Raw genomic sequence first — 26121 nt, 5'->3', positions numbered from 1 at the left:
TATGAATTCAGAAAAACAAAACATAGTCCAATTAAAATTGCTTGTAAATAGATTAATCTATCTGTTTACGACTATTCTTTTTTTGGTAATAACAGTGTTCTTGTTTTTGTTTTTCAATTCAACGGTTACTTCTTGGTTTCAAAATAGTGATATAAAATTCGATTCTCTTTATATCGATGCCGAGAAAAAAGTGATTTTGCAAAATGAAATGGCAAAATTCTGGAAACCAGCAGACATTAACCGGATTACAGATGCAACTTTAAAACAAGAAGTGGAATATGGCAAAGATTTAATTACACATACTGCTAAATATTTGGGTCCAAATGGTAGTGTGAAGCAAATCAGCAATGGTATGAATTGTAACAATTGCCACTTAGAAGCGGGTACAAAACCTTGGGGAAATAATTATGGTTCTGTATATTCTATGTATCCAAAAATGAGAGCGCGAAGCGGACTAGTGGAAGACCTTTATAAAAGAGTCAACGATTGCATCGAAAGAAGTTTGAATGGCCAACCGCTAAAAAGAGATGACAAAGAAATGAAAGCCATGATTGCCTATATCGAATATATTGGCAGTAATATCCCTAAAGGTAAAGAAGCAAATGCTTCTGGAATCTATGATTTAGAGTATTTAGACAGAGCTGCCAATCCTGTAAAGGGAAAAGCATTATATAATACCAAGTGTGCGAGTTGTCATCAAGGGAATGGTCAGGGAATCTTGGCAGAAGATAAAAAGGAATATACTTATCCGCCGCTTTGGGGCAAAAATTCGTATAATAGTGGTGCGGGATTATTTAGAATCAGTCGTTTTGCAGGGTATATAAAATACAATATGCCGTTTGGTACCACGTATGAAAATCCTCAATTATCCGATGAAGAGTCTTGGGACATTGCTGCTTATGTGGGAAACCTTGATAGGCCATCGAAAGATTTAAGTCAAGACTGGCCCAATATTTCTAAAAAACCGGTCGATCATCCTTTTGGTCCTTTTTCGGATACATTTACGGAAACCCAACATAAATTCGGACCTTTTAAACCAATAAAAGACGAAAAAAAGAAAAACAAAAAAAACAATCTTAAAACTCAATTATGAAAAACGGGACACTTGCATTTATTCTTGGATTCAGTATGATTTCAATTGGCGCATTGGCGCAAAAAAAATCAAACAACCACAAAATCGTTTTTCAGTTTACAAATGCTGTTGATACTTTACACCAAAAAACATTTGCAAACCAGCTGAAAAACATAACCACTCATTGGCCTAATGCCAAATACGAAGTAGTGATTCACAGCATGGGTTTACCATTTGTAATGTCAGCAAAATCAAAGCAAATAGAAGCCATAAAAGCGCTTCGGGCCAAAGGAGTTCGTTTTTTAGTGTGTGAAAATACTATGAAAAGTCAAAAAGTAACCAAAGATCAATTGATTCCGGAAGTAGAATATGTACCGGTTGGAATTGCTGAAATTGTTGAAAAACAAGAAGAAGGCTGGAGTTATATCAAGGGCGGATTTTAAATATTAGTATGGATTATTTTTTAGCAGAATTATACTACCTACCTCATCAAAATCTGCTAAAACAAAATCTACAAAACAAATAATTATGAGCAATAAACGAAGGAACTTTCTGAAATCTATAGGAACAATAGGCTTGGGTGCTGCGATTATTTCGCCAATTTCCGCTATTGCAAATACAAATCAGACGGAAGAAATAAACTTGGATGCAGCAATCGATGGTACTAAACCTCAAACAATTTCTATTCTTCAAACCACCGATGTGCATTGTCAGATTCATCCACATGATGAGTTGTTTTGGGAAAATGGCAAAGCTGTTTTTAGAAAAACGGGCGGTTATGCATATATGGTAACCCTACTGAAACAATTAAAAAAGAAAAATCCAAATACTTATATCATTGACACGGGTGATATGTTTCAAGGCAGCGAATTAAGCGTAGAAACCACTGGTGAAGCTTTTGTTCCCATTTTAAACGCACTAAATTACGATTTATATCTTCCGGGAAATTGGGAAGTGATTTACGGAAAAAGAAAAATGCAAACGTTGTTGGGTTCTCTTGATGCGCCAAAAATTTGTACCAATATGTACCATGATTTAGGCGATGGAAAAAGAGGTGAACTTATTTTTCAACCGTATACGATTTGGCATATAGCCGGAGCAAAAATTGGCTTTTTAGGATACACAGATCCTTTGGTTCCCATAAGACAAAGTCCGAATTACAGCAAAGGAATTATTTACACCAACCCCGAAGAAAATCTGGTGCATTATGTGGATGTGCTTAGAAATCAAGAACAATGCAGTTATGTAATCATAATTGCGCATCTGGGTTTATCACAGCAAATAGCATTGGCAAACCGACCGGAATGCGAAGGTGTAAACTATATTTTAGGAGGTGATACACACGAAAGAGTGCGCAAACCAATTGTTTGTAAATATTCAAAAGTGGTGGAACCGGGAGCTTTTGGTTCGTTTATTGGAAAATTAGATTTGACCATCCTGAACGGAAAAGTCATTGAGGATAAGTATGAATTAATAGAGGTCGATTCTCCAAAAATAAAACCCGATGCCAGAATCGAAAAATTATTAAAAGAGAAAGAATCTGTTTATCAAGAGCAAATCAATCAGGTTATTGGCTATAGCACGATTCCTTTGTACCGTTATTTTGTGGTAGAAAATCCTATTGACACGATGATTTTGAATGCTTTACACTGGAAATTTCCTGAAATAGACATTAATCTTTCTAATGGATTCCGTTTTTGTCCGCCAAAAACAACTCCGGATGAAACCGGAAATATTCCCATCACAAACGGATTTATTTTTGATATGCTTCCCGTAGACAGCACCATACGAACTGCAAAAGTGACCGGAGCGCAATTGAAAAACTGGCTCGAAAAAGAACTAAATAATGTCTTTGCCGAAGATGCTTCAAAACGTTTTGGCGGTTGGGTGGTAAAGTTCAAAGGAATGGAAGTACGCTTTAACGCTTTTGCAGAAACAGGAAAGAGAGTGCAAAGTATTACCGTAAAAAATATTCCGATAGATCCTGAAAAACTATATACAATCATGGCGTGTGAGCGCGATGGTGATCCTGTGGATATGCTTTGCCGAATGAAAGGCGTTCTGGATGCCAAAAACACAACTTCAACCTTGCATACTGCAATGAAAGAATATTTAAAACAAAATTCTCCAGTTACGCCGACACCACAAAAAAATGCCATAATTCTGGATGCTCCAGAGACATTGTTAACTCAAGTTACCGGTGTTGATTATACTTTCAGATAGTTTTTTAATCGTAAACTTAAAAGTCAAAAAGTCGAATGTGTAAAGCATTCGACTTTTTGACTTTTAAACCTTTAAGAAATCTTTTAAAACTTCATTTTCTAAATGTATTACTAGTTTAAATATCCGAAGATTACTGTTTTTCATGCCTTTTTACTAATCCAAATGATAAAACTTCATTATCAAATAATTCAGCAGTAAATACAACAACGTTCCTACCACAGCAAGTGTGATGATACAGCTAATCAGGTTGAGCACAATATTAGGAATAAACTTCAATCTAGGATGTGTGATTAAAGGCTCCCGATGCAGTCTTTCGTGAATATTTTCCCTTGCTATTTTGATTTTCTTTTTGATAGTTTTTGAGTTTTAAAGACAATAATGATGAATTGTTCCTGTTGACTTTTGGCTTCCTATTTTGAGTACTCTAAAATTACGTAATATTTTTAAGATAAAGAAGTTCTGGAATTGAAAAAAGCAACAAATGGCGCATAGTCCTTTTCAGCAGTATGCAATAACTAATCTGTTTACATCTTGAGCTTTTCTGTAACAGCTCCGTTTTTCCACAGCATTTTCAAATGGGTATAAGTCCCTGTAATGCCTTTTTCAAACTGCACCTGAACATTTTCATCGAGCACAAATAAATTGCTATCAATGTATCTAAGTTCAAATAACACATTTCCTCTTTCGGCGTTTTTGCAGAATAATTGATTGTCTTTTATATGAAAATCCAAGCCACCTTCATACACACCTGTATAGGAATTTAAAACTACAGGATCTGGCATTTTTGTCGTTTCAGATCTTATATTGTTCAAATTCCATTGAAACATATTTTTTTCTCTTTCGTCTTTTGCTTTCGATAAAAGTTCTGTGGAGATCAAAATCCTTGCTTTTGTTAAAGCCTGTTCTGAAGGTATTATAACATCGGGCAGCACACCTATTCCCTCCCAATCTGCTTCAACAGGAGCACGGGCAATAGGAATATTTGCTACAAAACCCTGACCCACATCATAAGAACCGGTTGGATGCGCTCCTCCTCCCGTAGTTTCGCCTACAATGGTAGCACGTTTGGCATGTTTCAAACCATAAGTAAAATCTTCAGCTCCTGAAAAAGTGAGTCGGCTGGTTAAAATATAAACTGGCATGTTTAACTTGAAATCCGTTTTTGCAGGATCAGTATATCTCTCGAGTGTATCGTTTGAACGGTTAATAATATCATTCATATGTGTTTTTTGATTGAAAAAATAATTTTGGGTTCTAAGTACCATTTCCGGTGATCCCCCTCCGTTATAACGCATATCAATAATCAATGCTCTGCAGTTGCTCACGAATTGAAATGCGGCATTTAAAGTGGGCTGAGCCTCTTCTACACACCCCACGAATTCATCCCATCTAATGTAACCTATGTTGCCAAACAATAGCTCTGTTTTTTTAAAGGCAAAATTACTTTCACGTGCTGCGTTTAAATCCTGTTGACGTTGCTGCTGTTTTTCATCATCTGACATCGGTTTACTAAGGTAGGCCACCAGTTGCGGATTGTATCTGAGTCCAAGATGCCCGTCTCTGTGAGTTTGCTGAAGATCATTATGCAATTGAAAACCAACTTCCTGTCGCGAACCTATTTTGTTATAATCACCGTTCTTTAATTTCTGTTTTATGCTCTTTGACATTAGAATCGCTTTGTCAGGATAAATATACAACCTGTTCAAAGCATTACTCAGGCTATCGACAAGCAGTTTGATTTCTTTTGAGTTCAATTTTTGCTCAGGATTTTGTTCTGTGCCTGCGTGTTTTATATTTTTTTGTGCCTGACAGGATATAAAGAAACCTGTTAGCATAATTAATACTGTTAAACGGTTGTTGTTTTTCATAGAATTCTTTTTATCTACAAGGAATACCTCTGGTTACTAATGCTAATGTCTCGATGCTATACGAGGTTTGGGACTAAATTACCATTTATTTTTTAGTTATCATTAAACTTCGAAATACAAGACCAATATTCTATTAAACCAATTCTCAAAACTTTTATAACCAGCTTAAGTTTACATTTCATAAATTTATACCTAAATCAGAAACAACAAAAAACAGGAATACGATTCTCTCGAATTTATGACCTTAATACTGGCTGGATAATATCCAGATGCACTGATGCTTATTTAATTAAACATTTTTAGTAAATTTAGCACATACCTATGTATAGCAACTACTATAGTTTTTATCTATTAAAAATAAATTTAAGCGCGAATATTTTTCAGTAAATTCGTCATATTAAGTTTATAAAATAAAAAATCAATCATACTATGGAAAATAACACAAATCCAACATCCTACAACGTAAACGGAGAAAGTAAATGCCCGTTTTCTGGTGGAGTTGCCCCAAATCAAAGCTCTGGTACTGGAAATAGTAACCGCGACTGGTGGCCAAATCAATTGAAATTAAACATCCTGCGCCAAAACTCTTCTCTTTCCAATCCGATGGGAGAGGCCTTTAATTATGCTGAGGAATTCAAGTCTCTGGATTTAGATGCCTTGAAGAAAGACATATTCGATATGATGACCACATCTCAAGACTGGTGGCCTGCTGATTACGGTCACTATGGTCCGTTCTTTATTCGTATGGCTTGGCACAGTGCAGGTACGTATCGTATCGCGGACGGTCGTGGTGGTGCAGGTTTCGGGACGCAGCGTTTTGCGCCACTAAACAGCTGGCCAGATAATGCAAACCTAGACAAGGCTCGTTTGCTGTTATGGCCAATCAAACAAAAATATGGTAAGAAAATTTCTTGGGCAGATTTAATGGTTCTAACTGGTAACTGCGCACTTGAATCGGCAGGTTTACAGACCTTTGGTTTCGCTGGCGGACGTGCCGATGTTTGGGAACCACAAGAAGATATTTACTGGGGTTCTGAAAAAGAATGGTTAGCACTTAGTAACACTCCAAATAGCCGCTACTCAGGTGACCGTGATTTAGAAAATCCTCTAGCTGCTGTACAAATGGGACTTATTTATGTAAACCCTGAAGGTCCTGACGGAAATCCTGATCCACTTTTAGCAGCCATTGATATTCGGGAGACTTTTACCCGTATGGCTATGAATGACGAAGAAACGGTTGCGCTTATTGCTGGTGGACATACATTGGGTAAAACCCATGGTGCTGCTGATCCAAATAAATACGTAGGTCCAGAACCAGCAGGAGCATCTATTGAAGAGCAAAGCATAGGTTGGAAAAACACCTATGGTACTGGAAATGCAGGTGATACAATTACCAGCGGTCTTGAAGGTGCTTGGACCACAACGCCAACAAAATGGAGCAACAACTACTTCGAAAACTTGTTCGGGTTCGAATGGGAATTGACCAAAAGCCCGGCTGGTGCCCATCAATGGAAACCAAAAGGTGATGCAGGAGCTGGTACTGTGCCAGATGCACACGACCCTTCAAAAAGTCATGCGCCATTTATGCTGACTACTGACTTATCATTAAGAGTTGACCCAATATACGAGAAAATCTCAAGACACTTTTTTGAGAATCCAGCAGAATTCAATGATGCCTTTGCTAGAGCATGGTTCAAGCTAACGCACAGAGATATGGGTCCAAAAGCGCGCTATTTAGGACCTGAAGTTCCTGCTGAAGAACTAATTTGGCAAGACCCAGTTCCTGCTGTTACGCATCCATTAATTGATGACCAAGATATTGCTACACTTAAAGTAAAGATTCTTGCTTCAGGATTGTCTGTGCCAGAATTAGTATCTACCGCTTGGGCATCAGCATCCACTTTCCGTGGTTCTGACAAACGTGGTGGCGCTAACGGTGGTCGTATTCGTCTAGCTCCGCAAAAAGATTGGAAAGTGAATAATCCGTCCCAACTGGAAAGAGTGCTTAACAAACTTGAGAATATCAAAAATGAGTTCAACAGCACGCAATCTGGCGGGAAACAAGTTTCAATTGCTGACTTGATTGTTTTAGGTGGTAGCGCAGGAATTGAAAAAGCAGCTGCAACTGCAGGACATTACGTATCAGTACCTTTCAAGCCGGGACGTACAGATGCTTCACAAGAACAAACAGATGTAGAATCATTCGCAGTTCTTGAGCCTCAAGCAGATGGATTCCGTAATTATGTTAAGACAAAATATACTGTTTCAGCAGAAGAAATGTTAGTTGACAAAGCACAATTATTAACTTTGACAACGCCGGAAATGGCAGTTCTTGTTGGGGGTATGCGTGTTTTAAGCACCAACTTTGATCAGTCTCAAAACGGTGTTTTCACAAAACGTCCAGAGGCGCTTACAAATGATTTCTTTGTGAACCTACTTGATTTAGGTACCACTTGGAAAGCAGTTTCAGAATCTGATGATGCCTTTGTAGGAAGTGATCGTATAGCAGGCGGACTAAAGTGGATTGGAACTCGTGTCGATCTTATTTTTGGTTCTAACTCAGAGTTAAGAGCGCTTGCGGAAGTGTATGGTTATAGTGATGCTCAGGAAAAGTTTGTGAAAGACTTTATAGCTGCTTGGACTAAAGTGATGAACTTGGACCGTTTCGACTTGGTTTAATTTTAGTGTTTTATAATTTGTTTAAAAAGGTGGTCTGGCAACGGATCACCTTTTTTATTTACAATTTGATTTGTTGCTTATTTTGCCTAAACAAAACTCAATCTTTCACTTCATTCCGCCTCACACTTAAATGTTAGTAACCAACATAAAATACTGATTTAAAATTTCTTAATTTTATATTTATTTCAGCACTGAAATTGCCATATTGCCAAACTGCGGTTAGTGGCTGGCATTATTAATTTTAGGATTGTTTTTTAATTTTCTTTTAAAGGAAAGAATCATATAAATAATAAGGCTTAAAGAAAGGATTACTATTGTAATAAACTTATGAATTCCTAAAAGAGGAATACAGATCATTATTCCAATACAAAAAAACAAAACTGCTAGAAAGTCAATTTTATTTTTTCTAAATCTCATAGTTATTAGTACAATTAAAGTGGCAAAAAAATAGATTATACCCTTCACTGCATCTCCAAATCCATCATGAAGCCTATAATTATCATTATCAATTATTCTATCAACTAATACCGGTAATGTGTCGCCGAGTATGATTAAATTTAAAAATATTAATACAAGAAATTGCCCTCTATTTATTTCAAGATTATTTTCTTTTGGTGAATTTTTCATACCTGTTTTTTTATGCTTGTCACTAACTCATATATATCAGCCATAAAGTGGCACTAATCCAACCGGTTTGGATGGCTTCGTGCCATTAAATAGCTTTTGCTAAAGTATAGATAATTAACCACAATAATCTATACCTACAAATCTAAAAGTTTCGTTATTCATTACTTTACGGTTTCCCGTAAACCAACTGTTTTAATTAAAAAAAACTAAACCCCATAAAAAACCGTCTTATTTCAATAAATAAGACGGTTTCTTTATATTTTAAAACGTATCAATAATCCGTTATCTTATAAAAAAACATTTGTGGAGCGCCTTCAACACCGGCATCCATCATCAGTTTCTTCTTTGCTTCGGAGGTGATGTTTTCTTTTGCTTTTTTCATATCCGTAATGGCAAATACCAGCGTCACCATATTAGGATCATCTATACTTCTGGCCATTCCTCTGTCTATGAATCCTTCTTCCATTCTTTTGGCAGTTCCTTCGGCATCGTATACTTTGAGCCAAGCATCAAAATCTTTTACACGATGCGTCACCATCAATCGGTCTTTCTGATCAATCGGTGTGTCGTCATTTCGTATTACCTCATAATACGTAAATTCAGGTTTACCGGTAACCCCGGCTTTTTTCATCGTCTCTTTCAGATTGGGAAGCACACTAAACTCTTTTGCTTTTTGGACATCATTAATTTTATCTATTATCATAATCATATTCGCATCGTCAATTCCTCTTCCTACCATATAATGTGAGATTCCATACACCATTCGCATAGAATCATGTGCATCATATTCCTTTCTCCATTTTTCATAATCCGCTATTTTATGCTTTATTCCAATTACTTTAAAAGGTTCAAATACAGCAACAGCAGTAGCAGTATCTTTAGGCATAACTTCTTCAGGTTCTGTCTTCTCCGTTTTATTGTTTTTACAAGATAAAAATGCAACGGTAAAAACTAACATCAAAACTGGTTTCAAAAAAAATTTAATGTTTTTAATATTACTATTTTTTAAGTTATTTTTATTACGTAAATATAATAATAAATACTGATAATCAGATTATTACAAACTAATTAATCTTTAAAAACAAATATCAAAACACGTGTTGACAGTCCTTTTTCACTTTTAATTTCTCCATAAAATAGAGTTTATTCTAAACAGAATCCCATAAAAAAAGCCGGCTCGAAAAAACGAGACGGCTTAAATTTTTTTGATCAAAAGATTACAAAATATAATCGGTATTAATGAAATTAAAGATCAATAATAATTGGGACAACCGAAACATTTTACTTCTAAATCAAATAGATAAATTACTGATAGCTCAAAAATTCCGCCTGTTTTTCCTATTTTAGAAGTATTAAAATCATACGAATAACCAAATTTAAAATGTTCGTATTGCAACCCTCCAAAAGGGTTCACGGAAGTTAAAAAATGGCTGTTATTCGCTTTTTTTCCGGGATTTGTGGCGGCACTAACTCCAAAGAAAAACTTCTTAAAAACCAGTCCTGCACCTAAATCAAATCGGCTGTATTCTCCTTGAGTCATATAGTTGGACGTCACGAGCATTTTTGTTTCATAGGGTAAATAGGTGATATCAATATAATCTCCCAATAGGAGTTCATAGCCTGCATTGGCAGAAAAAAACATTTCTAAAGGCACATTTCCATTGGACGCAAAAGATATATTGGGCTTATTAATGTGTTTTAGAGCAACTCCTGCCCAAGCATTTTCATTATTAAAAAGCATTCCTGCTGAGAAATCAAAGAAATTCACTTTGTCATTCAGCAAAAGCGGATCTACGCTCGATGTGTTAATAGTGCCTTGACCAATATTAATTTGATCTTCTAAAACAATATTCTGAAAACCATAAGACTTGTTTCCAAAACCAACTTCTATTGCGGGTCTAAAAAACCAATCGTCCGTTATTTGAACCCGATACGCATAATTAAGATTGATCTGAGTGAAATTATAATTCGTAAACTTTTCTCTGTGATTCAAAATACTTACTCCAATTCCGCTGTTTGCATTTTCCAACCAAGTATTGACAAAACCAAAATCCGTATCAACCCTGAAATTCAAATCTGGCCATTGGGTTCTGTGCAATATTCCTGCTTTGGTTGTTTCTAAAAACCCTGTAAATCCTGGATTCAATGTTTCGGGAACCATGAAATATTGTGTAAAAATGGGATCTTGTGCTTTTACATTTAAAGAAAAACATAACAAGATTATAAACGGGACTATTTTTATTTTCATTTTGATATTCTTATTTTATTGATGTAAAAGGACCGTTTTCATTTATTATAGTTCCATAAAAAGTAGTGCCTTTTACTTTATAATAATAATTACCGTTTTCTGAGTCCTTCCCTTTTACTTTTCCATCCCAGCCGTGAATTGTCTCCCCTTTCTCTGAATATATTAATTCGCCCCAAGTATTATAAACATCCAACTGAAGCGATTTTAAACCTGTAAACATAGGTTTGAAAGTTTCATTAAGTCCGTCTCCATTGGGCGTAAATCCATTCGGGCTAATCAACTGATATCCCTTTTCTATTGTTAATGTTATAGTCTGTGTATATATGCATCCAAAAGCGTAGGTAACGGTTTGAGTTACGATATAATTCCCTTCTTTGACAAAAGAATGAATTGGATTTTCTTCATTGGAAACACTACCATCCCCAAAATCCCAAGCCGTGCTGATATAATCCCCCGTCGCGGTATTCGTGAATTGTATAGGATCAACGATGGAATAAATCCCATAAGTTGAAAAAGCATAAGAACTTACCGTGAAGGAAGGTGATCCTAGTTTTGGAATAGCAACATTGAAGCTGTAATTGGCTGTACAACCCAAATTATCGGTAACACCCAAAACAACCGTTCCATTTTGATTGGTGTCCATCATTTCATTATTGGCTCCGCTTACAGTTCCGCTCGACCACGATAATTGATAAGGAGGTATTCCGCCTGAAACTTGAGCTACAAAGCTTTGTTTTACATATTTGGTTTCACAATTAAAATCGGTTTTTGTTTGTATTCCAATTACAATCGGTGGTTGTCTGTTTATAGCATTCTGGATTGATTTTGTGCAACCTCTGGCATCAGTAACAGATACCGAATAATTTCCAGCAGGAATAGCTGTTAAATCTTCCGTTGTGGCACCGTTTGACCATGCGTATGTAAATGGCGGCGTTCCACCGGCAACCAGCAGATTTATAGCGCCACTATTGGCATCATTACAATCGAAAGCATGAATTACATTGGCCGAAAGCACCAAAGTTTGCGGTTCGATTATGACAAAAGTTTCGGTAATTGTACATGGTTTACCATCACTAATTGTTACTGTATAAGTTCCTGGTCCTAAATTATTTCTAGTCAAACCGGCCGTACTTCCATCACTCCATACGAGTGCCAGCGGAGCAATTCCCCCTACTAAATTTAGATTTATACTACCATCATGCGCTCCAAAACAAGAAATTTGTTTCACTACCGGATTTATGGTAAAAATTGGCGCTTCGGGTATGTTTACATTAAGTGTTTTTACACAATCATTAACATCCGTGACTGTAATCAGATAATCCCCAGCCGAAAGGTTGTCCTGCAATAATCCACCTCCCAAATTACTCCATTGAATCGCATAAGGTGCAATTCCTCCTGAAATCAATACTTTTATGGAAGCATCATTTCCTCCATAGCAAATTATTGGGGTTGTGGTTGTCGTAATAACAATCTCCGTTGGTTGGGTCAATATAACAGACAACGTTTTAAAACATCCCGAATTATCTGTTACTGTAAGATCATAAGTTCCTGCCAGTACTTTACTCAAATTTTGATTGGTACTGGTAAAACCGTTTGGACCTGTCCAAGCATAATTATAATCAAAAACGCCAGAAGAAATCTGGATTGGGGTTCCTCCTACCGTATTTACTGTTATCGCTCCGGTTGCCGCTCCGAAACACAAAACATCCGTTTGACCAACCCAATTTAAGGCTAAAACTGGCGGTTGGGTTATCGTGAAAGTGGCCGTTTCTGGTCCACAATTATTGGTGTCCAAAACCGAAACAGTATATTCCCCAGGAGCCAAATTAGACAAATCTTCGGTGTTTGCAAATGGTAAATTATCTTTAGTCCAAGTATAAGTATAATTCGTCGTGCCCCCTGTTACGGTAATAGCAATTTTACCGTCGGCATCCCCAAAACAAGTAATATCTTTTTCTTGATTCGTGGTGATGACAATGGGCGGGTAAACCGTTATCGAATAGCTAAATGGTGCTCCCTGACATGAAACGCCGTTATTCTCTAATGTCGCAGTTGACGAAAAGATTACAATAAGCGGACTTGTTGTTGTATTAATAAGATTCATAACCGGGATTGTATTCGTACCAGTCGGAGATGTTACCCCCGTAATTCCTGCCGGAACGTTGGCTGCCCAACTAAAAGTTACATTTCCAGTAGTTCCACTAGTTAAAACAACGGGCAAAGTTTCAGTTCCGGTACAAATAGCCTGATTGGCTCTAGAAAAGGCAACCTTTGCAGATGGATTTACGGTAACCACTACTGTAAACGGTGTACCTGTACAAGTCCCAGACTTGGGCGTTACCGTGTAAGTAGCCGTTGCTAATTGGTCTGTTACGTTAGTGAGTGTTTGGCTAATAGAATTTTGATTCACACTTTGCGCTGAGCCACCCGTTATTGCTCCAATTGGACTTACAATAGGAGAACTCCAACTATAAAGTGTGTTAGCAGGAACAATAGTACCACCTCCATTCTGAGGAATAACATTAAAAGTATTCGCATTACATATTGTAGCGGTTTGAGAATTTATCAGTGGTACCGGGTTGACAGTAATGGTGTAACTATAAACCGCACCCTGACAAATTACTCCTGAATTTAATTCGGCTTTTACCGAATAAGTAACTACAATAGGTGCATTTGTAGTGTTCGTTAATGTTTGAACAGGAATAGGATTCCCTCCACTTGTTACAACTCCTGTAATTCCTGCGGGTTGAATTGCGGTCCATGAAAAAGTAGTTCCCGCTGTTGTACTATTTAAATTTACACTTGCGCTTGAGGAACCAGAACAAATCATTTGATTTGGCTGAGAAAAAGTAACTGCCGGCGATGGGTTTACTGTTATGGTAAATGTTTTTGGAGTTCCAAAACAACCGTTCAAACTTGGTGTTACAGTAATTGAAGTTGTTATTGGATTTATTCCATTGTTAATTGCTGTAAATGCTGGAATATCTCCTACTCCACTTGCTCCAATTCCAATAGTTGTGTTGGTATTTGTCCAATTATAAACAGTACTTGGAATTGTACCAGTAAAAACAATGGCACTGGTTTGAGAACCATTACAAACTTCTTGATTAACTGGTAAATCTACTGTCAGAGTTGGGTTCACAGTTATGGTAAATGTTTTTGGAGTTCCAATGCAACTTTTGCCTCCATTGGTAAAAATAGGTGTTACTTCTATAGTCGCCACTATTGGAATTGTAGTTGCATTTGAAGCCGTAAATGAAATATCACCCGTTCCCGTTGCAGGTAAATTGATACTGCTGTCTGTGTTTGTCCAAGAATAGGTTGTTGTTCCTCCAGTATTTGCACTAGCAAAAATTACTGAAGCTGCTTGGTTATTACAAACCACCTTATCCAATGGCTGAGTTAGCTGAGCCGTTGGGTTTACGGTTATTTCATATTTATATATTGTTCCTGAACAAGAAACCCCATTATTCTCTAATGACGCAGTTGCAGAAAAGATTACGATAAGCGGATTTGTTGTTGTATTATTAAGATTTTGAACTGGGATTGTATTTGTACCTGTCAGAGAAGTTATACCCGTAATTCCCGCTGGAACATTAGCCGTCCAACTAAAAGTTACATTTCCAGTCGTTACACTAGTTAAATCAACGGGCAAAGTATCTGTTCCCGTACAAATGACCTGATTTCCCTCAGAAAATGCAACCTTTGCAGAAGGATTAACGGTAATAACAACTGTAAACGGATTTCCACTACAATTCCCTGATTTTGGTGTTACCGTATAAGTAGCCGTTTGAACTGCATCCGTACCATTAATTAATGTCCCACTAATCGTTGTTTGATCTACTAATGCAATGCCTCCTGTTACTCCTCCTGTTACTGTTGGAGCTTCCCAAGAATAGCTTGTACCTATTGGTACAATATTTCCACTGCCATCCAAAGGAGTTATAGAAAATGAAGTGTTCGTGCAAATCGTTTGGGTTTGTGATGTTGTGATAATTGGATTACTATTTACAGTAAATGTTACCGTTTTTATACAACCATTGGAATTTGTATATGTAATTATTGTCGTTCCGCCCGATACTGCTGTTACTAATCCCATATCACTAACTGTAGCAACTAAAGGATTCGATGAAATCCAAGGTGTAGTTGCGGCTGCTGTTCCTAAACCTGTTAATTGTGAGGTCAAACCAATACAAGCTGATAAAGTACCTCCTATTGTGGGTTCAGGGTTTATTGTAACTGAAACTGATTTAATTATAGAGCAGCCGTTCAAATTAGTTCCTTTAATGTAGTAAGTTCCTGAACCAGTAATCGCAGATGGTGTTGACAATACTGTTGTTGCTGATGCATTAGTCCAATACGTGAAATCCAATCCTGAATCAGATCCTGTAGTTATAGCGCTTGAGGATATATCAACGGTGGCAGGAGAACAAACGGCTAAGGGATCTGTAATACTTAAATTGGGTAATCCATTTACGTTAAATAACAAATCGACTGTGCAATTATTACTGTTTTTATAAGTAATTGTTGTTGTTCCTACAGCTATACTTGTCACTAATCCTGTAGCACTAATTGTAGCTACAGAAGGGTTTGAAGACACCCAGGTCAAACTTGTAGCCGCTGAAGCTGAACCTGATAATTGTGTAGTAGTCCCTACGCATCCCTTTGAAGAACCTGTTATTGTAGGAAAGTCATTTACAGCGAATGTTGTATTTACTTTACATCCATCCGAATTTGTATAAGTAATGTCAGTAGTCCCTGCCGATACTGCTGTTACCAATCCCGTAGCACTAACTGTAGCAACTGTAAGATTTGAAGATACCCAAGGGGAACTAGAGGAGGCTGTTCCTGAACCCGTTAATTGAGATGTTAAATTGACGCAAGCGGATAAAGTGCCCGTAACCGTTGGCAAAGCATTCACCGTAAAAGTGGAAGTGACCGTACAATTATTTAAGTTCTTATAGGTAATTGTCGTTGTCCCTACCGATTTAGCAGTTACTAGTCCTGTACTACTAACCGTTGCAACAGTAAGATTTGACGATACCCATGGCGAAATCGAAGCCGCAGTTGCTGAACCCGTTAATTGTGAAGTTGCGTTGATACATGCTGATAAAGTCCCTGTAATTGAAGGTAAAGCATTTACTGTAAATGTTTCACTTTTTGAACAACCATTTGAATTGGTATAAGTTATTGATGTAGTACCTATTGCTATTGCTGTAACTAAACCGGCACTACTTATTGTTGCTATACTAGGATCTGAAGAAAGCCAAGGACTACCTAAAGCTGGTGTTACTGAACCCGATAATTGCGAAGTTGTACCAATACAAGCATATAAAGTACCTCCTATTGCAGGTAAAGCATTTACCGTGACTGTAACCGGTTTTATTATTGGACAGCCATTTGTCTTGGTTCCCTTAATATAATACGTTCCTGATGCCGTAATCGCAGATGGAGTTGACAATGCTGTTGTTGCAGATGCATCAGTCCAATACGTGAAATCCAATCCGCTTTCAGAACCCGTTGTTATTGCTGGCACTGTAATATCTACGGTTGAAGGCGAACAAACGGCAATAGGACTATTAATAATTAAATTTGGTAACTCTTTTAATGCAAAAGTAAAAACAGCTTCATTTGTTCCTGCACAATTACCATTAACTTTTACTTTTATAGTATACATTTTAAAAGCATTGAAAATTATTTTAGGATAGACGCTGGAAGATGAAGTCCCGCCAGTATAAGTATAATCTGCTGAAGTAACTCCTGTCCCAGAAATTGTCCAATCATAAGTTGTTGGTGCGTAAGGTGCCGCACTATAAATGGGTTTTATAGAGGACTGGGTAAAATCGAGCGTATAATTAACTGGATTTGAAACACATTGCAAAAGCGAAGTTGGCGTAAAACTAACCGTAGGATCACCAAATACTTCTATTTCTTTTGGTGTCGAAGATCTAGTTCCGCAAGAATTGGTTATATTTAAAGTTACCGTATAAATACCAGGCTGTGTAAATTTTATTTTGGGATTTTGTGAAGTTGCAATTGTTGGGGCTGAAAATGAAAATCCAGATGAAGTCGCTGGAGTTCCTGATTTTGGAGTTACACTCCAATTATAAGCCAGATCCTGACAAGGAAGACTCGAAATAGCTGAGGTATCCGTAAATTCTATCTCGGTTCCAGCACATATAGGTGATGCTGGAGCATTTGTAAATGTTGGATTGGGAACAGTTTCTATTTTTATGGTTTTGATTTTTTCTGTTGTCGTAGTACATCCTGCACCAGCATTTTGAGCATTTAATTTAATTGACCAACAACCAGATTCATTAACCTCCGAAGCTGGAATTATTAAATTGCCATTAACAATCCAAGATGAAGAAGGAGAGACAGAAACATAAGAGGAACTACTTGGTTTTTTATAATACCAAAAATATTTCGCGTTATTTAAACAAGTACTAGTACCATATTGACCAAGAGTTGTTGTATTATTAGAACTAATAGCAGTATTTATACATTGGTTTGGACTGACAGTAAAGTCTGCTATTGGAGCTTTGTTGGTATTAACTTTTGCAATCTTACCATCACCATTTTCATAATATTCATTGCAATAATTTGCATTTAAATTTGATTTATAAATCCCTTTATTAAAAAGCTTCGTTTTAACTTCATAATAACCAGTCCCTACAGAAGAAACAGCCCCACAAGAAACGGTATTAAAAATATGGGAAATATTATTATTACTCAATAATTCAGCTTGAGTAAAATATAATATTGGAGAACCATCGCCAAAATTCATGCTATATTTTGAACCCATGTAATTTCTACCAATTCCACTTTGATCAGTTACAATAGTAAATCCAACATTATTTCCGACACAAACAGTTTCAGAGGACGAATTGGTTAAACTAGTGGCATTTCCATGAAAAATGAAAATATTACTAAATATTGATAAAACACCAGATTTTTCGGATTCTAATTCAAAAACATAGGTTCCAATATCCAAATTATCAGGTATTTCAAAATTCCAAGAACCATCAATAGGTATATTGGTTATGGATGAATTATTAATATTAATTAAATTTACAGAATAAACTGCTCCACTTATAATATTACAAATTATATTAGTTCTTCCATACGTGTTAATGATACTGGTATTCGAATTAGCAGCCACAGTTAAATCTCCAAAAATATTATTCGAAGGAGAGCATTCACCCAAACATGTAAATTCACTATTAGTATTATTATCCAAATTGGATTTAAATTTAGGTACCCCAATTCCACTCCCTGCGACTACATTAAAGCTTCCTGTTTCAATTGTAACAACAGGGTTTGTAGAACGAATCCTTAACTTATAACTCCCCGGAGCTAAAGTAGCTGGCAAAGTTCCATTTACAACTGGCACATAAAACTCCGCTAAATCATTTAAAGTTGTTGGTGTAGTAAATAAACCTCCAACATTAGATAACTCTAAAATAAAATGATTGTTTAAATCGAATATTCCTGTTGGGTTTATTATTACAGATACTCCAGAACCAGCGTTATAATTGGTCGTATTGTTAAATCGAATTAAATTAATTGTTTGTGATTGAACACTTGGAATGAAAGAAAATAAAAAGATAAAAAGAAAAATAATCCTGTAAAGTTGTTTCATAGTTGTATTTTAAATAATTGTCCAAAATATTTAATGTAATTTCCATGTAGAAAAAAAGACAATTCCCACAAATGTAATGCAATACTTCTTCATTACTTTACGGTTTACCGTAAGGACGTGCTATTTTTTTATTATTTAAATTTCACTGAGAAGAGAATAATAATTCCATGCCAGAATCCCATAAAAAAAGCCATCACGAAAAAACGAGACGGCTTAAATTTTTTAATCAAAAAAGATTACAAAATATAATCGGTATTAATGAAATTAGATTCTTTACTGCTCAATAATTCCTGCAAAATAGCATTGTTATACTCATTGTCTTTAGACGCAACAAAGGTTCTAATCGAGAATGAACGCAAGGCATCGTGAATACTCAATGTTCCTACAGCCGAATCTTTTCGTCCTGTAAAAGGGAAAACATCCGGTCCTCTTTGGCAAGAACTGTTTAAGTTTACTCTACACACTAAATTTACCAAAGCATCAATAAGTGGCGCAATAGTTTTGATGTCTTTTCCAAACAAACTTACTTGTTGCCCGTAATTTGATTCGGCCATATCGTTCAAAGGCTCTTGAATGTCTTTGAAAGAAATAATAGGTACAACCGGGCCAAATTGCTCTTCGTGATACACACGCATTTCTTTATTTATAGGAAATAAAACTGCCGGAAAAATATAATTAGACGAATGCTTTCCTCCTTTTTCATTGATTATTGCAGCACCTTTACTGGTAGCGTCATCAATCAATTCCTGGATATAAGCCGGTTTTTCTTTTTCTGGTAAAGGCGTCAGAAACACGGATGCCTCCCACGGATTACCAAAAACTAACGCATCAACTTTGGCAGCAAAACGTTTGTTGAACTCATCTGCAATAGACTCATGTACATACAACACTTTCAAAGCCGTACAACGCTGTCCATTAAACGATAAAGAGCCCGCAATACATTCTTGGATAGCCAAATCTAAATCGGCATCCGGAAGGATTATCGCAGGATTTTTTGCCTCCAAACCTAATATCAAACGCAATCTGTTTTTATTCGGATGTTGGTCTTGTAATGCAATCGCTGATTTGCTGTTTCCTATCAAAGCCAAAATATCTACTTTTCCGGATTTCATTATTGGCGAAGCCACTTCACGTCCGCGACCATATACAATATTGATGGCTCCTTTTGGAAAACTGCTTCTGAAAGCTTCCAACAAAGGTGAAATCAATAAAACGCCATGCTTTGCTGGTTTAAAAATTACCGGATTTCCCATAATCAAGGCAGGAATCAGTAATGAAAAAGTCTCATTTAACGGATAATTATAAGGTCCTAGACATAGAACAACGCCAAGCGGTCCTCTACGAACCATGGCATTTATTCCTTGCACTTTAGAAAAATGAGCGCTGCGGCTGTTTAATTCTTTTAAGCTGTCAATGGTATCATAGATATATTCTACGGTTCTGTCAAATTCTTTTTCGGAATCACCCAACGATTTTCCAATTTCCCACATCAATAATTTGACAACTTCTTTACGGGTTGTTTTCATTTGAGTAACAAAATTTTCCATGCATTTGATACGATCCGTAACTTTCATGGTAGGCCATAATCCTTGACCGTTATTATACGCTGCACTAGCCGCATTTACTGCTTCCAGCGCTTCGGCTTCTCCCATAAACGGGATTGAACCTAAAATAGTGGGACCGTAGGCTTCAGTGGATGAAATTGTTGAAAAAACAGGCGTGGTCTGACCTTCCCATTTTTTTAATTCTCCATCAACTAAATACGTATCTTGATTCAATAATGTTGTAATCTTAAATTCTTCTGGTATTAAACTCATACTAATGGATATTATATTTATAATTTAAATAAATACAAAGAGGCAATTGCCTCTTTCTTTTTTATGGTTCAACTACTTCTCCATCCCATTCTATAATGCCACCAACTAAGTTGTACGTATTTTCAAAACCCAGCTCATTCATTATTTCGCAGGCTTTTGCACTTCGCATTCCGGAGCGGCAATACACATAATAGTTTTTTGTTTTGTCTAACGCTTCAATTTCGGTTATAAAACCTTGTCCCAAATGAATATCAATATTAATGGCATTGGCTATAATTCCTTCGTTAAATTCGGCTTCGGTTCTCACGTCTAAAATTACTGCGTTTTCGTCAGTTTCAAATTGAGAAACCCAATCTTCTTGTGTTAAATTCATAGTGATGTTTTTTGTAAAAATACAAAGTTTTTAGCTAACAATAAACGTACGATTTGTTAATTGGATAATATTTATAAGAAAACGTTTTCGCAAAACATTAACTATCAAGAAACTATAAATTTAGTGCTTATTTTTATTAAATCAGTCTATTAAATCCATAGGAAATAAGCAAACAATATTCAATCAATCAAGTACTTGTCACTATTTTTAGTCGAAAAATTACCCACTTTTTTTCGAGTTTTTTAAACTACTTTTACAGTACAAACGATAGAAAAAAGACCAAAATGCTTGATCCGATAAAGAAAATATTTTCTTCATTTTCTAATGAATTAGCGAAAGAAATTGAAACGAATGCCACCATTCATTCCTACCAAGCGGGTGATATTATCATACGAACTGGACAGTACATCAAAAACACTGTTTTAGTAATTAGCGGGAAAATAAAGATTTATCGCGAAGATGAAAATGGAGGTGAATTTTTCATGTATTATTTGCAACCCGGACAAGCCTGTGCCATTTCTATGATTTGTGCCACCAAAAACGAAAAAAGCCAAATAATGGCTAAAGTAGTCGAGGATGTTGAATTGATAATGGTCCCACTTCCTTTAATGGACAAGTGGATGATGCAACACCGCAGTTGGTATGAATTTGTAATTAATTCTTATCGCAGTCGTTTTGAGGAAGTGTTGGAAGTTATTGACAGCATTGCATTCCGGGCAATGGACGAGCGCTTGGAATTTTATTTAAAACGCCATGCAGACGCTTGTGGCTGTAAAGAATTGAAACTGTCCCATCAGGAAATCGCATCTGAGTTGAATACCTCAAGAGAAGTAATTTCCCGTTTGTTGAAAAAAATGGAACAACGCGGTATCGTTTCCTTACACCGTAATAACATTGAACTTTTAAAATAAAATCGGCTCAATGAAGTCCATTTCCTGTAAGTAAAATTACCAGGGAAGTTGCTTCAAAAAAAATTAAGATGGAATATTTAGGCTATTTTGCTTCAATTATTATTGGACTTTCATTAGGATTAATTGGAGGTGGTGGATCTATACTTACTGTTCCTATTCTGGTTTATCTCTTTAAAATAAATCCTGAAAATGCTACCAGTTATTCTCTATTTATAGTGGGAATTACAGCTTTATTTGGATGTATTAGCCACTATAAAATGGGGAATCTTAAAATTAAATCGGCATTATACTTTGCCATTCCTTCGGTTTTTTCGATACTGATAATTCGAGAAGTCATTTTCCCAAAAATAGCGGCAACAATTTTCTCCATTGCTTCCTACCAAGTATCAAAAAATTTCCTGATAATGATTGTTTTTTCAGTACTCATGATAGCAGCCGCAATATCTATGATACGCAAAACAAAAACGGTAACAAGTCTACCCAAAACAAATTACACACAACTGGGACTAATTGGATTTTTAGTTGGAATTGTAACTGGATTTTTAGGTGCCGGAGGTGGATTTTTAATCATACCTGCATTATTGTTTTTTGCTAATTTACCAATGAAACAAGCCGTTGGCACCTCATTATTAATTATCTTTATAAACTCTAGTATCGGTTTTGGCGGTGATTTGTATATTGGTACACCTATAGATTATTCATTTTTACTGATGATTTCAAGTATGGCTTTTATAGGAATGATTATTGGCATCAAGCTTTCAAAAAAAATAGATGGGGCTAAACTAAAACCAATCTTTGGTTGGTTTGTATTAGTAATGGGCATTTATATAATTACCAAGGAACTATTCTTCAAATAAAAATTTTATGTAACAATTGTCACAGTTTATCCTAAAAAACAAAATTATCTTTGTACAATAAAATAATAAATAGTATTATCATGCAAATAGAACAAATATATACCGGATGTTTAGCACAAGGAGCTTATTATATTACTTCAAATGGCGAAGCGGCAATTATTGACCCGTTACGTGAAACCCAACCCTATTTAGACCGATTAGAAAGAGACGGCGTTACATTGAAATATATTTTTGAGACCCATTTTCATGCTGATTTTGTATCCGGTCACGTTGATTTAAGCCGTCAAACTGGCGCTCCAATTGTTTATGGTCCAAATGCAACTTGTGAATTTGAATGTATTTCTGCTAAAGACGGGCAGGAATTCACCATTGGAAACATCAAAATAAAAGTATTACACACTCCGGGACATACCATGGAAAGCTCCACTTTTTTATTGATTGACGAAAACGGAAAAGACCATGCCATTTTCTCGGGAGACACTTTGTTTATTGGAGATGTGGGAAGACCTGATTTGGCCCAAAAAGCGGCAGATATGACACAAGAGGAATTAGCGGGAATCTTATTTCATTCCTTAAGAGATAAAGTGATGACTTTGGCTGATGATGTTATTGTTTATCCGGCTCACGGTGCAGGAAGTGCCTGCGGAAAAAATATGAGTAAGGAAACAGTATCTACTATTGGCAACCAAAAAGCTACGAATTATGCGTTGCGTGCGAATATGACTGAAGCCGAATTTACACAAGAAGTTACCGAAGGTTTATTGCCTCCTCCAGCCTATTTTGGAATGAATGTGGCGATGAATAAAAAAGGATATGACAGTTTTGAAAACGTATTGCACTTAGGAATGCGCGCGCTATCTGTAGTCGAATTTGAAGTGGCTGCCGAAGAAACCGGAGCCTTAATTTTGGATACCCGAAAAAACGGAGAATTTGCCAAAGGATTTATTCCCCAATCCATAAACATTGGAATTGATGGTGATTTCGCTCCTTGGGTAGGTGCTTTAATTGCCGACGTAAAACAACCCATTCTAATTGTTTGTGAACTGGGACAAGAGGAAGAAACCGTTACGCGTTTAAGTCGTGTGGGTTTTGATAATTTAATAGGTCATCTGAATGGTGGTTTTGATGCTTGGGCAAAAGCTGGAAAAGAAATTGATACCGTACATAGAATCACAGCCGAACAATTTGCTGCAGCAGTGAAAATTGGCGAAAGCAAAATAATCGATATTCGTAAAGAAAGTGAATATTGCGCGGAACATATTGAGGAATCCTACAGCAAGCCATTAGCGGTCATCAATGAATGGATAAAAGATATTAATCCAAAAGAACATTTTTACCTGCATTGCGCGGGTGGATACCGCAGTATGATTGCGGCTTCGATACTGGAAGCTCGCGGTTTTAGAAATTTCACTGAAATTGAAGGCGGTTTTAATGCTATTGCAAAAACGGATGTTCCAAAAACGGATTTCGTTTGCCAAAGCAAAGTCTTGAAATAAAAGCAATTTCAAAAAATCAAATTATGGAAGATATAAAATGTTGTGTAGTTTCCTGTGATAAACCGCTTGACGCAGCCTATTGGGAAGCGCAATACGAAGCCAAAACCACCGGTTGGGATTTAGGCAAAGTATCTCCGCCCATACAAACGTATGTAGATACGGTTACTGATAAAAATTGCAGTATTTTGATTCCCGGTTGTGGAAATAGTTATGAAGCCGAATATCTTTTGGAGCAAGGATTTACAAATAGTACCGTAATCGATATTGCGCCAACACCAGTGGCAGTTTTAAAAGAAAAGTTTAAAAACAATTCTAATATTCAGATTATACTGGGTGATTTCTTTGAACATCAAGGGAAATATGATTTGGTTCTTGAACAAACTTTTTTCTGTGCTTTGCCTCCTACAATGCGCCAAAAATACGTGTGGAAAATGCATCAACTTTTGGCTGATGAAGGAATTCTAGCGGGACTACTGTTCAATAGAACGTTTGAATCCGGCCCTCCTTTTGGCGGAAGTAAAGAAGAATATGAAAAGCTTTTTGCAGCCGCTTTTGACTTTTTGAAAATGGAAGTATCTGAAAATTCAATTGCACCAAGAGCGGATTCAGAATTGTTTATCGAACTGAAAAAGAATAATCAGGTTGTGGTGAATTTATATGAATTTGAAGGCATTACGTGCAGTGGATGTATGGAAACCATCACAGAAAAATTGATTGCAATTGACGGTATTTTAAATGTAAGCATGAACAGTACTTTTGCAGAGGTATTGATTGTCAGTAAAAATGAAATTGCAATCCAAGCATTGCAACATGTGATTTCTTATGATGAGAAGTATAAAATTAAAAAAATAAATCCGTAAAACTAAATTCCTTTTTTCGAAAAAAAATGAAAGAGTTATTATTTACAAATTGGCATCTAATGCGCTTGGTTCGCCTGGCATTTGCCTTATTTTTATTTGCTCAAGCCTATATTTTAAAAGAATGGATGTTCATTGGTTTTGGACTATTTTTCTTGATTCAGGTCGTTTTTAATTTAGGTTGTGGCTCTAATGGTTGTACTATTCCTAACACTAAATACAATAAAGATGAGTAATTTCGATACGATTATCAATTCAGGCAAACCGGTATTAATAGACTTTTTTGCCACATGGTGCGGACCATGTAAAATGCTAAGTCCCATTTTGAGAGAAGTAAAAGAGAGTTTGGGAGAAAACGTTTCCATCATCAAAATTGACGTGGACAAAAACCAGCAAATTTCAAGTCAGTATCAGGTTCGTGGGGTTCCAACGATGATTTTATTTCAAAACGGAAAACAGTTATGGAGACAATCCGGTGTGTTATCCAAAGAGGAAATTATCAAAATTATTTTGGAGAAAAGCAATAAATAGCTAAAAGTACTGGTGTCATAGGTCTTGATTTTGGATATAATTATTGGATTATACCCCAACTGCTTATGTTATTTTTTAAGTGGCATTTTAGTTTTGTTTTTATACAACCAGAATTTAACTCTTTTTTTTCCTATCTTTAATAATCACTATGGAAAAACCACGCCAATATAGACTTTCAAGATCCGAATCTTTATTTGTTAGAGGACCTTTGACACGATTAAAAAACTTGTTTTTCACTTTCAAAGTTCAATACAACTTTATTAGAGCTTTTCAAAAAATGCATTTTATTGGCCCGTGTGTTACTGTTTTTGGCTCTGCCCGATTTGGTCCCGAAACTGCGCATTATAAAAATGCAGAGCGCATTGGTGCCGAAATAGCAAAATTAGGTTTTACAGTAATGACAGGTGGCGGTCCGGGAATTATGGAAGCTGCAAATAAAGGCGCTTATGAAGCGGGAGGTTATTCTGTTGGGTCTAATATTGTTCTTCCGGTGGAACAAAAACCAAACCCTTATTTGCACAAATGGATTTACATTCCTTACTTTTTTGTAAGGAAAGTTATTTTAGTGAAATATTCCTATGCTTTCATTGTTATGCCAGGCGGAATAGGCACTCTCGACGAATTATTTGAGGCACTGACCTTAATTCAAAATAAAATAATCAATAATTTTCCGATAGTAATTTTTGATACCGTGTATCATAAGGAGCTGTATCATCATATTCAAGTCATGTCAAAAAATGAAAGTATAAGTCCTGAAGATATGAGCCTTTTATTTATCACTGACTCAGTAGAGGAATTGGTAGCGCATCTTAATAAACATGCTATCAAAAAATTTGGTTTAAAAAAGTATGAGTATAAGCGTAAATCGTGGTTTGGAGAAAAAAGAAAACAGTAAGTATCAAATGAAACTAGTTAAAAAA

The 26121-nt window shown here is 36.2% G+C and carries 18 protein-coding genes; 11 read left to right on the top strand and 7 right to left on the bottom strand.

What is annotated here, in order from left to right:
* The first annotated feature begins 1 nt into the window (after position 1).
* From E0I26_RS14625 to E0I26_RS14615, 3 genes are all read left to right on the top strand, one after another.
* On the top strand, positions 2-1093 hold the full coding sequence (locus E0I26_RS14625; RefSeq protein ID WP_131917184.1) for a c-type cytochrome: 1092 nt from the start codon (positions 2-4) through the stop codon (positions 1091-1093).
* Positions 1090-1515: a DsrE family protein gene (locus E0I26_RS14620; protein WP_131917183.1), complete on the top strand. Its 426-nt coding sequence runs from the start codon at positions 1090-1092 to the stop codon at positions 1513-1515. The genes E0I26_RS14625 and E0I26_RS14620 overlap by 4 nt, the downstream gene beginning before the upstream one ends.
* An 85-nt stretch (positions 1516-1600) precedes the next feature.
* Positions 1601-3295, top strand: a complete 1695-nt coding sequence (locus tag E0I26_RS14615; protein ID WP_131917182.1) for a bifunctional metallophosphatase/5'-nucleotidase — start codon at positions 1601-1603, stop codon at positions 3293-3295.
* A gap of 524 nt (positions 3296-3819) precedes the next feature.
* Here E0I26_RS14615 and E0I26_RS14610 read toward each other — a convergent pair.
* Entirely contained in the window at positions 3820-5163 is a 1344-nt protein-coding gene (locus E0I26_RS14610; protein ID WP_131917181.1) for a S41 family peptidase, read from the bottom strand.
* A gap of 429 nt (positions 5164-5592) precedes the next feature.
* On the opposite strand from E0I26_RS14610, the gene katG reads away from it, so the two are divergent.
* A complete protein-coding gene (gene katG, locus E0I26_RS14605; RefSeq protein ID WP_131917180.1) occupies positions 5593-7842 on the top strand; it encodes a catalase/peroxidase HPI in 2250 nt (749 codons plus the stop codon).
* 219 nt (positions 7843-8061) lie between these two features.
* Here katG and E0I26_RS16535 read toward each other — a convergent pair whose 3' ends face one another.
* The 6 genes from E0I26_RS16535 to E0I26_RS14575 form a co-directional block, all read right to left on the bottom strand.
* The gene (locus E0I26_RS16535; protein ID WP_165929458.1) at positions 8062-8469 is read right to left on the bottom strand and encodes a hypothetical protein; all 408 of its coding nucleotides are present in this window, start codon (positions 8467-8469) and stop codon (positions 8062-8064) included.
* Positions 8470-8740: 271 nt separating this feature from the next.
* A complete protein-coding gene (locus E0I26_RS14595) occupies positions 8741-9427 on the bottom strand; it encodes a hypothetical protein (protein WP_131917179.1) in 687 nt (228 codons plus the stop codon).
* 294 nt (positions 9428-9721) lie between these two features.
* Positions 9722-10717, bottom strand: coding sequence for a PorP/SprF family type IX secretion system membrane protein (locus E0I26_RS14590; protein ID WP_131917178.1), 996 nt, complete (start codon positions 10715-10717; stop codon positions 9722-9724).
* Positions 10718-10727: 10 nt separating this feature from the next.
* Entirely contained in the window at positions 10728-18359 is a 7632-nt protein-coding gene (locus E0I26_RS14585) for a PKD-like domain-containing protein (RefSeq protein WP_131917177.1), read from the bottom strand.
* 236 nt (positions 18360-18595) lie between these two features.
* Entirely contained in the window at positions 18596-20176 is a 1581-nt protein-coding gene (locus tag E0I26_RS14580; RefSeq protein WP_131917176.1) for an NADP-dependent glyceraldehyde-3-phosphate dehydrogenase, read from the bottom strand.
* A 61-nt stretch (positions 20177-20237) separates the two neighbouring features.
* Positions 20238-20549, bottom strand: coding sequence for a rhodanese-like domain-containing protein (locus tag E0I26_RS14575; RefSeq protein WP_131917175.1), 312 nt, complete (start codon positions 20547-20549; stop codon positions 20238-20240).
* Between the two features lie 284 nt (positions 20550-20833).
* Here E0I26_RS14575 and E0I26_RS14570 point away from each other — a divergent pair, with 284 nt between their 5' ends.
* The 7 genes from E0I26_RS14570 (at position 20834) to E0I26_RS14540 (ending at position 26096) form a co-directional block, all read left to right on the top strand.
* The gene (locus E0I26_RS14570) at positions 20834-21460 is read left to right on the top strand and encodes a Crp/Fnr family transcriptional regulator (RefSeq protein ID WP_131917174.1); all 627 of its coding nucleotides are present in this window, start codon (positions 20834-20836) and stop codon (positions 21458-21460) included.
* A gap of 68 nt (positions 21461-21528) precedes the next feature.
* Positions 21529-22317 (top strand): sulfite exporter TauE/SafE family protein, encoded by a 789-nt coding sequence (locus tag E0I26_RS14565; protein ID WP_131917173.1) that lies wholly within the window; start codon positions 21529-21531, stop codon positions 22315-22317.
* 80 nt (positions 22318-22397) lie between these two features.
* Entirely contained in the window at positions 22398-23813 is a 1416-nt protein-coding gene (locus tag E0I26_RS14560; RefSeq protein ID WP_131917172.1) for an MBL fold metallo-hydrolase, read from the top strand.
* A 23-nt stretch (positions 23814-23836) separates the two neighbouring features.
* On the top strand, positions 23837-24673 hold the full coding sequence (locus E0I26_RS14555; protein ID WP_131917171.1) for a methyltransferase domain-containing protein: 837 nt from the start codon (positions 23837-23839) through the stop codon (positions 24671-24673).
* A 26-nt stretch (positions 24674-24699) separates the two neighbouring features.
* Positions 24700-24906, top strand: coding sequence for a hypothetical protein (locus E0I26_RS14550; RefSeq protein ID WP_131917170.1), 207 nt, complete (start codon positions 24700-24702; stop codon positions 24904-24906).
* Complete coding sequence (gene trxA, locus E0I26_RS14545; protein ID WP_131917169.1) at positions 24899-25201, top strand: thioredoxin; 303 nt, start codon at positions 24899-24901, stop codon at positions 25199-25201. Before E0I26_RS14550 ends, trxA begins: the two co-directional genes overlap by 8 nt.
* A 148-nt stretch (positions 25202-25349) precedes the next feature.
* Complete coding sequence (locus E0I26_RS14540) at positions 25350-26096, top strand: LOG family protein (RefSeq protein WP_131917168.1); 747 nt, start codon at positions 25350-25352, stop codon at positions 26094-26096.
* The last annotated feature ends 25 nt before the right edge of the window (positions 26097-26121 follow it).

The sequence above is a fragment of the Flavobacterium rhamnosiphilum genome (assembly GCF_004349195.1).
GTDB lineage: Bacteria > Bacteroidota > Bacteroidia > Flavobacteriales > Flavobacteriaceae > Flavobacterium > Flavobacterium rhamnosiphilum.
The sequence above is the reverse complement of the archived record's forward strand: the minus strand, read 5'-3'. Positions and strand labels throughout refer to the sequence as shown.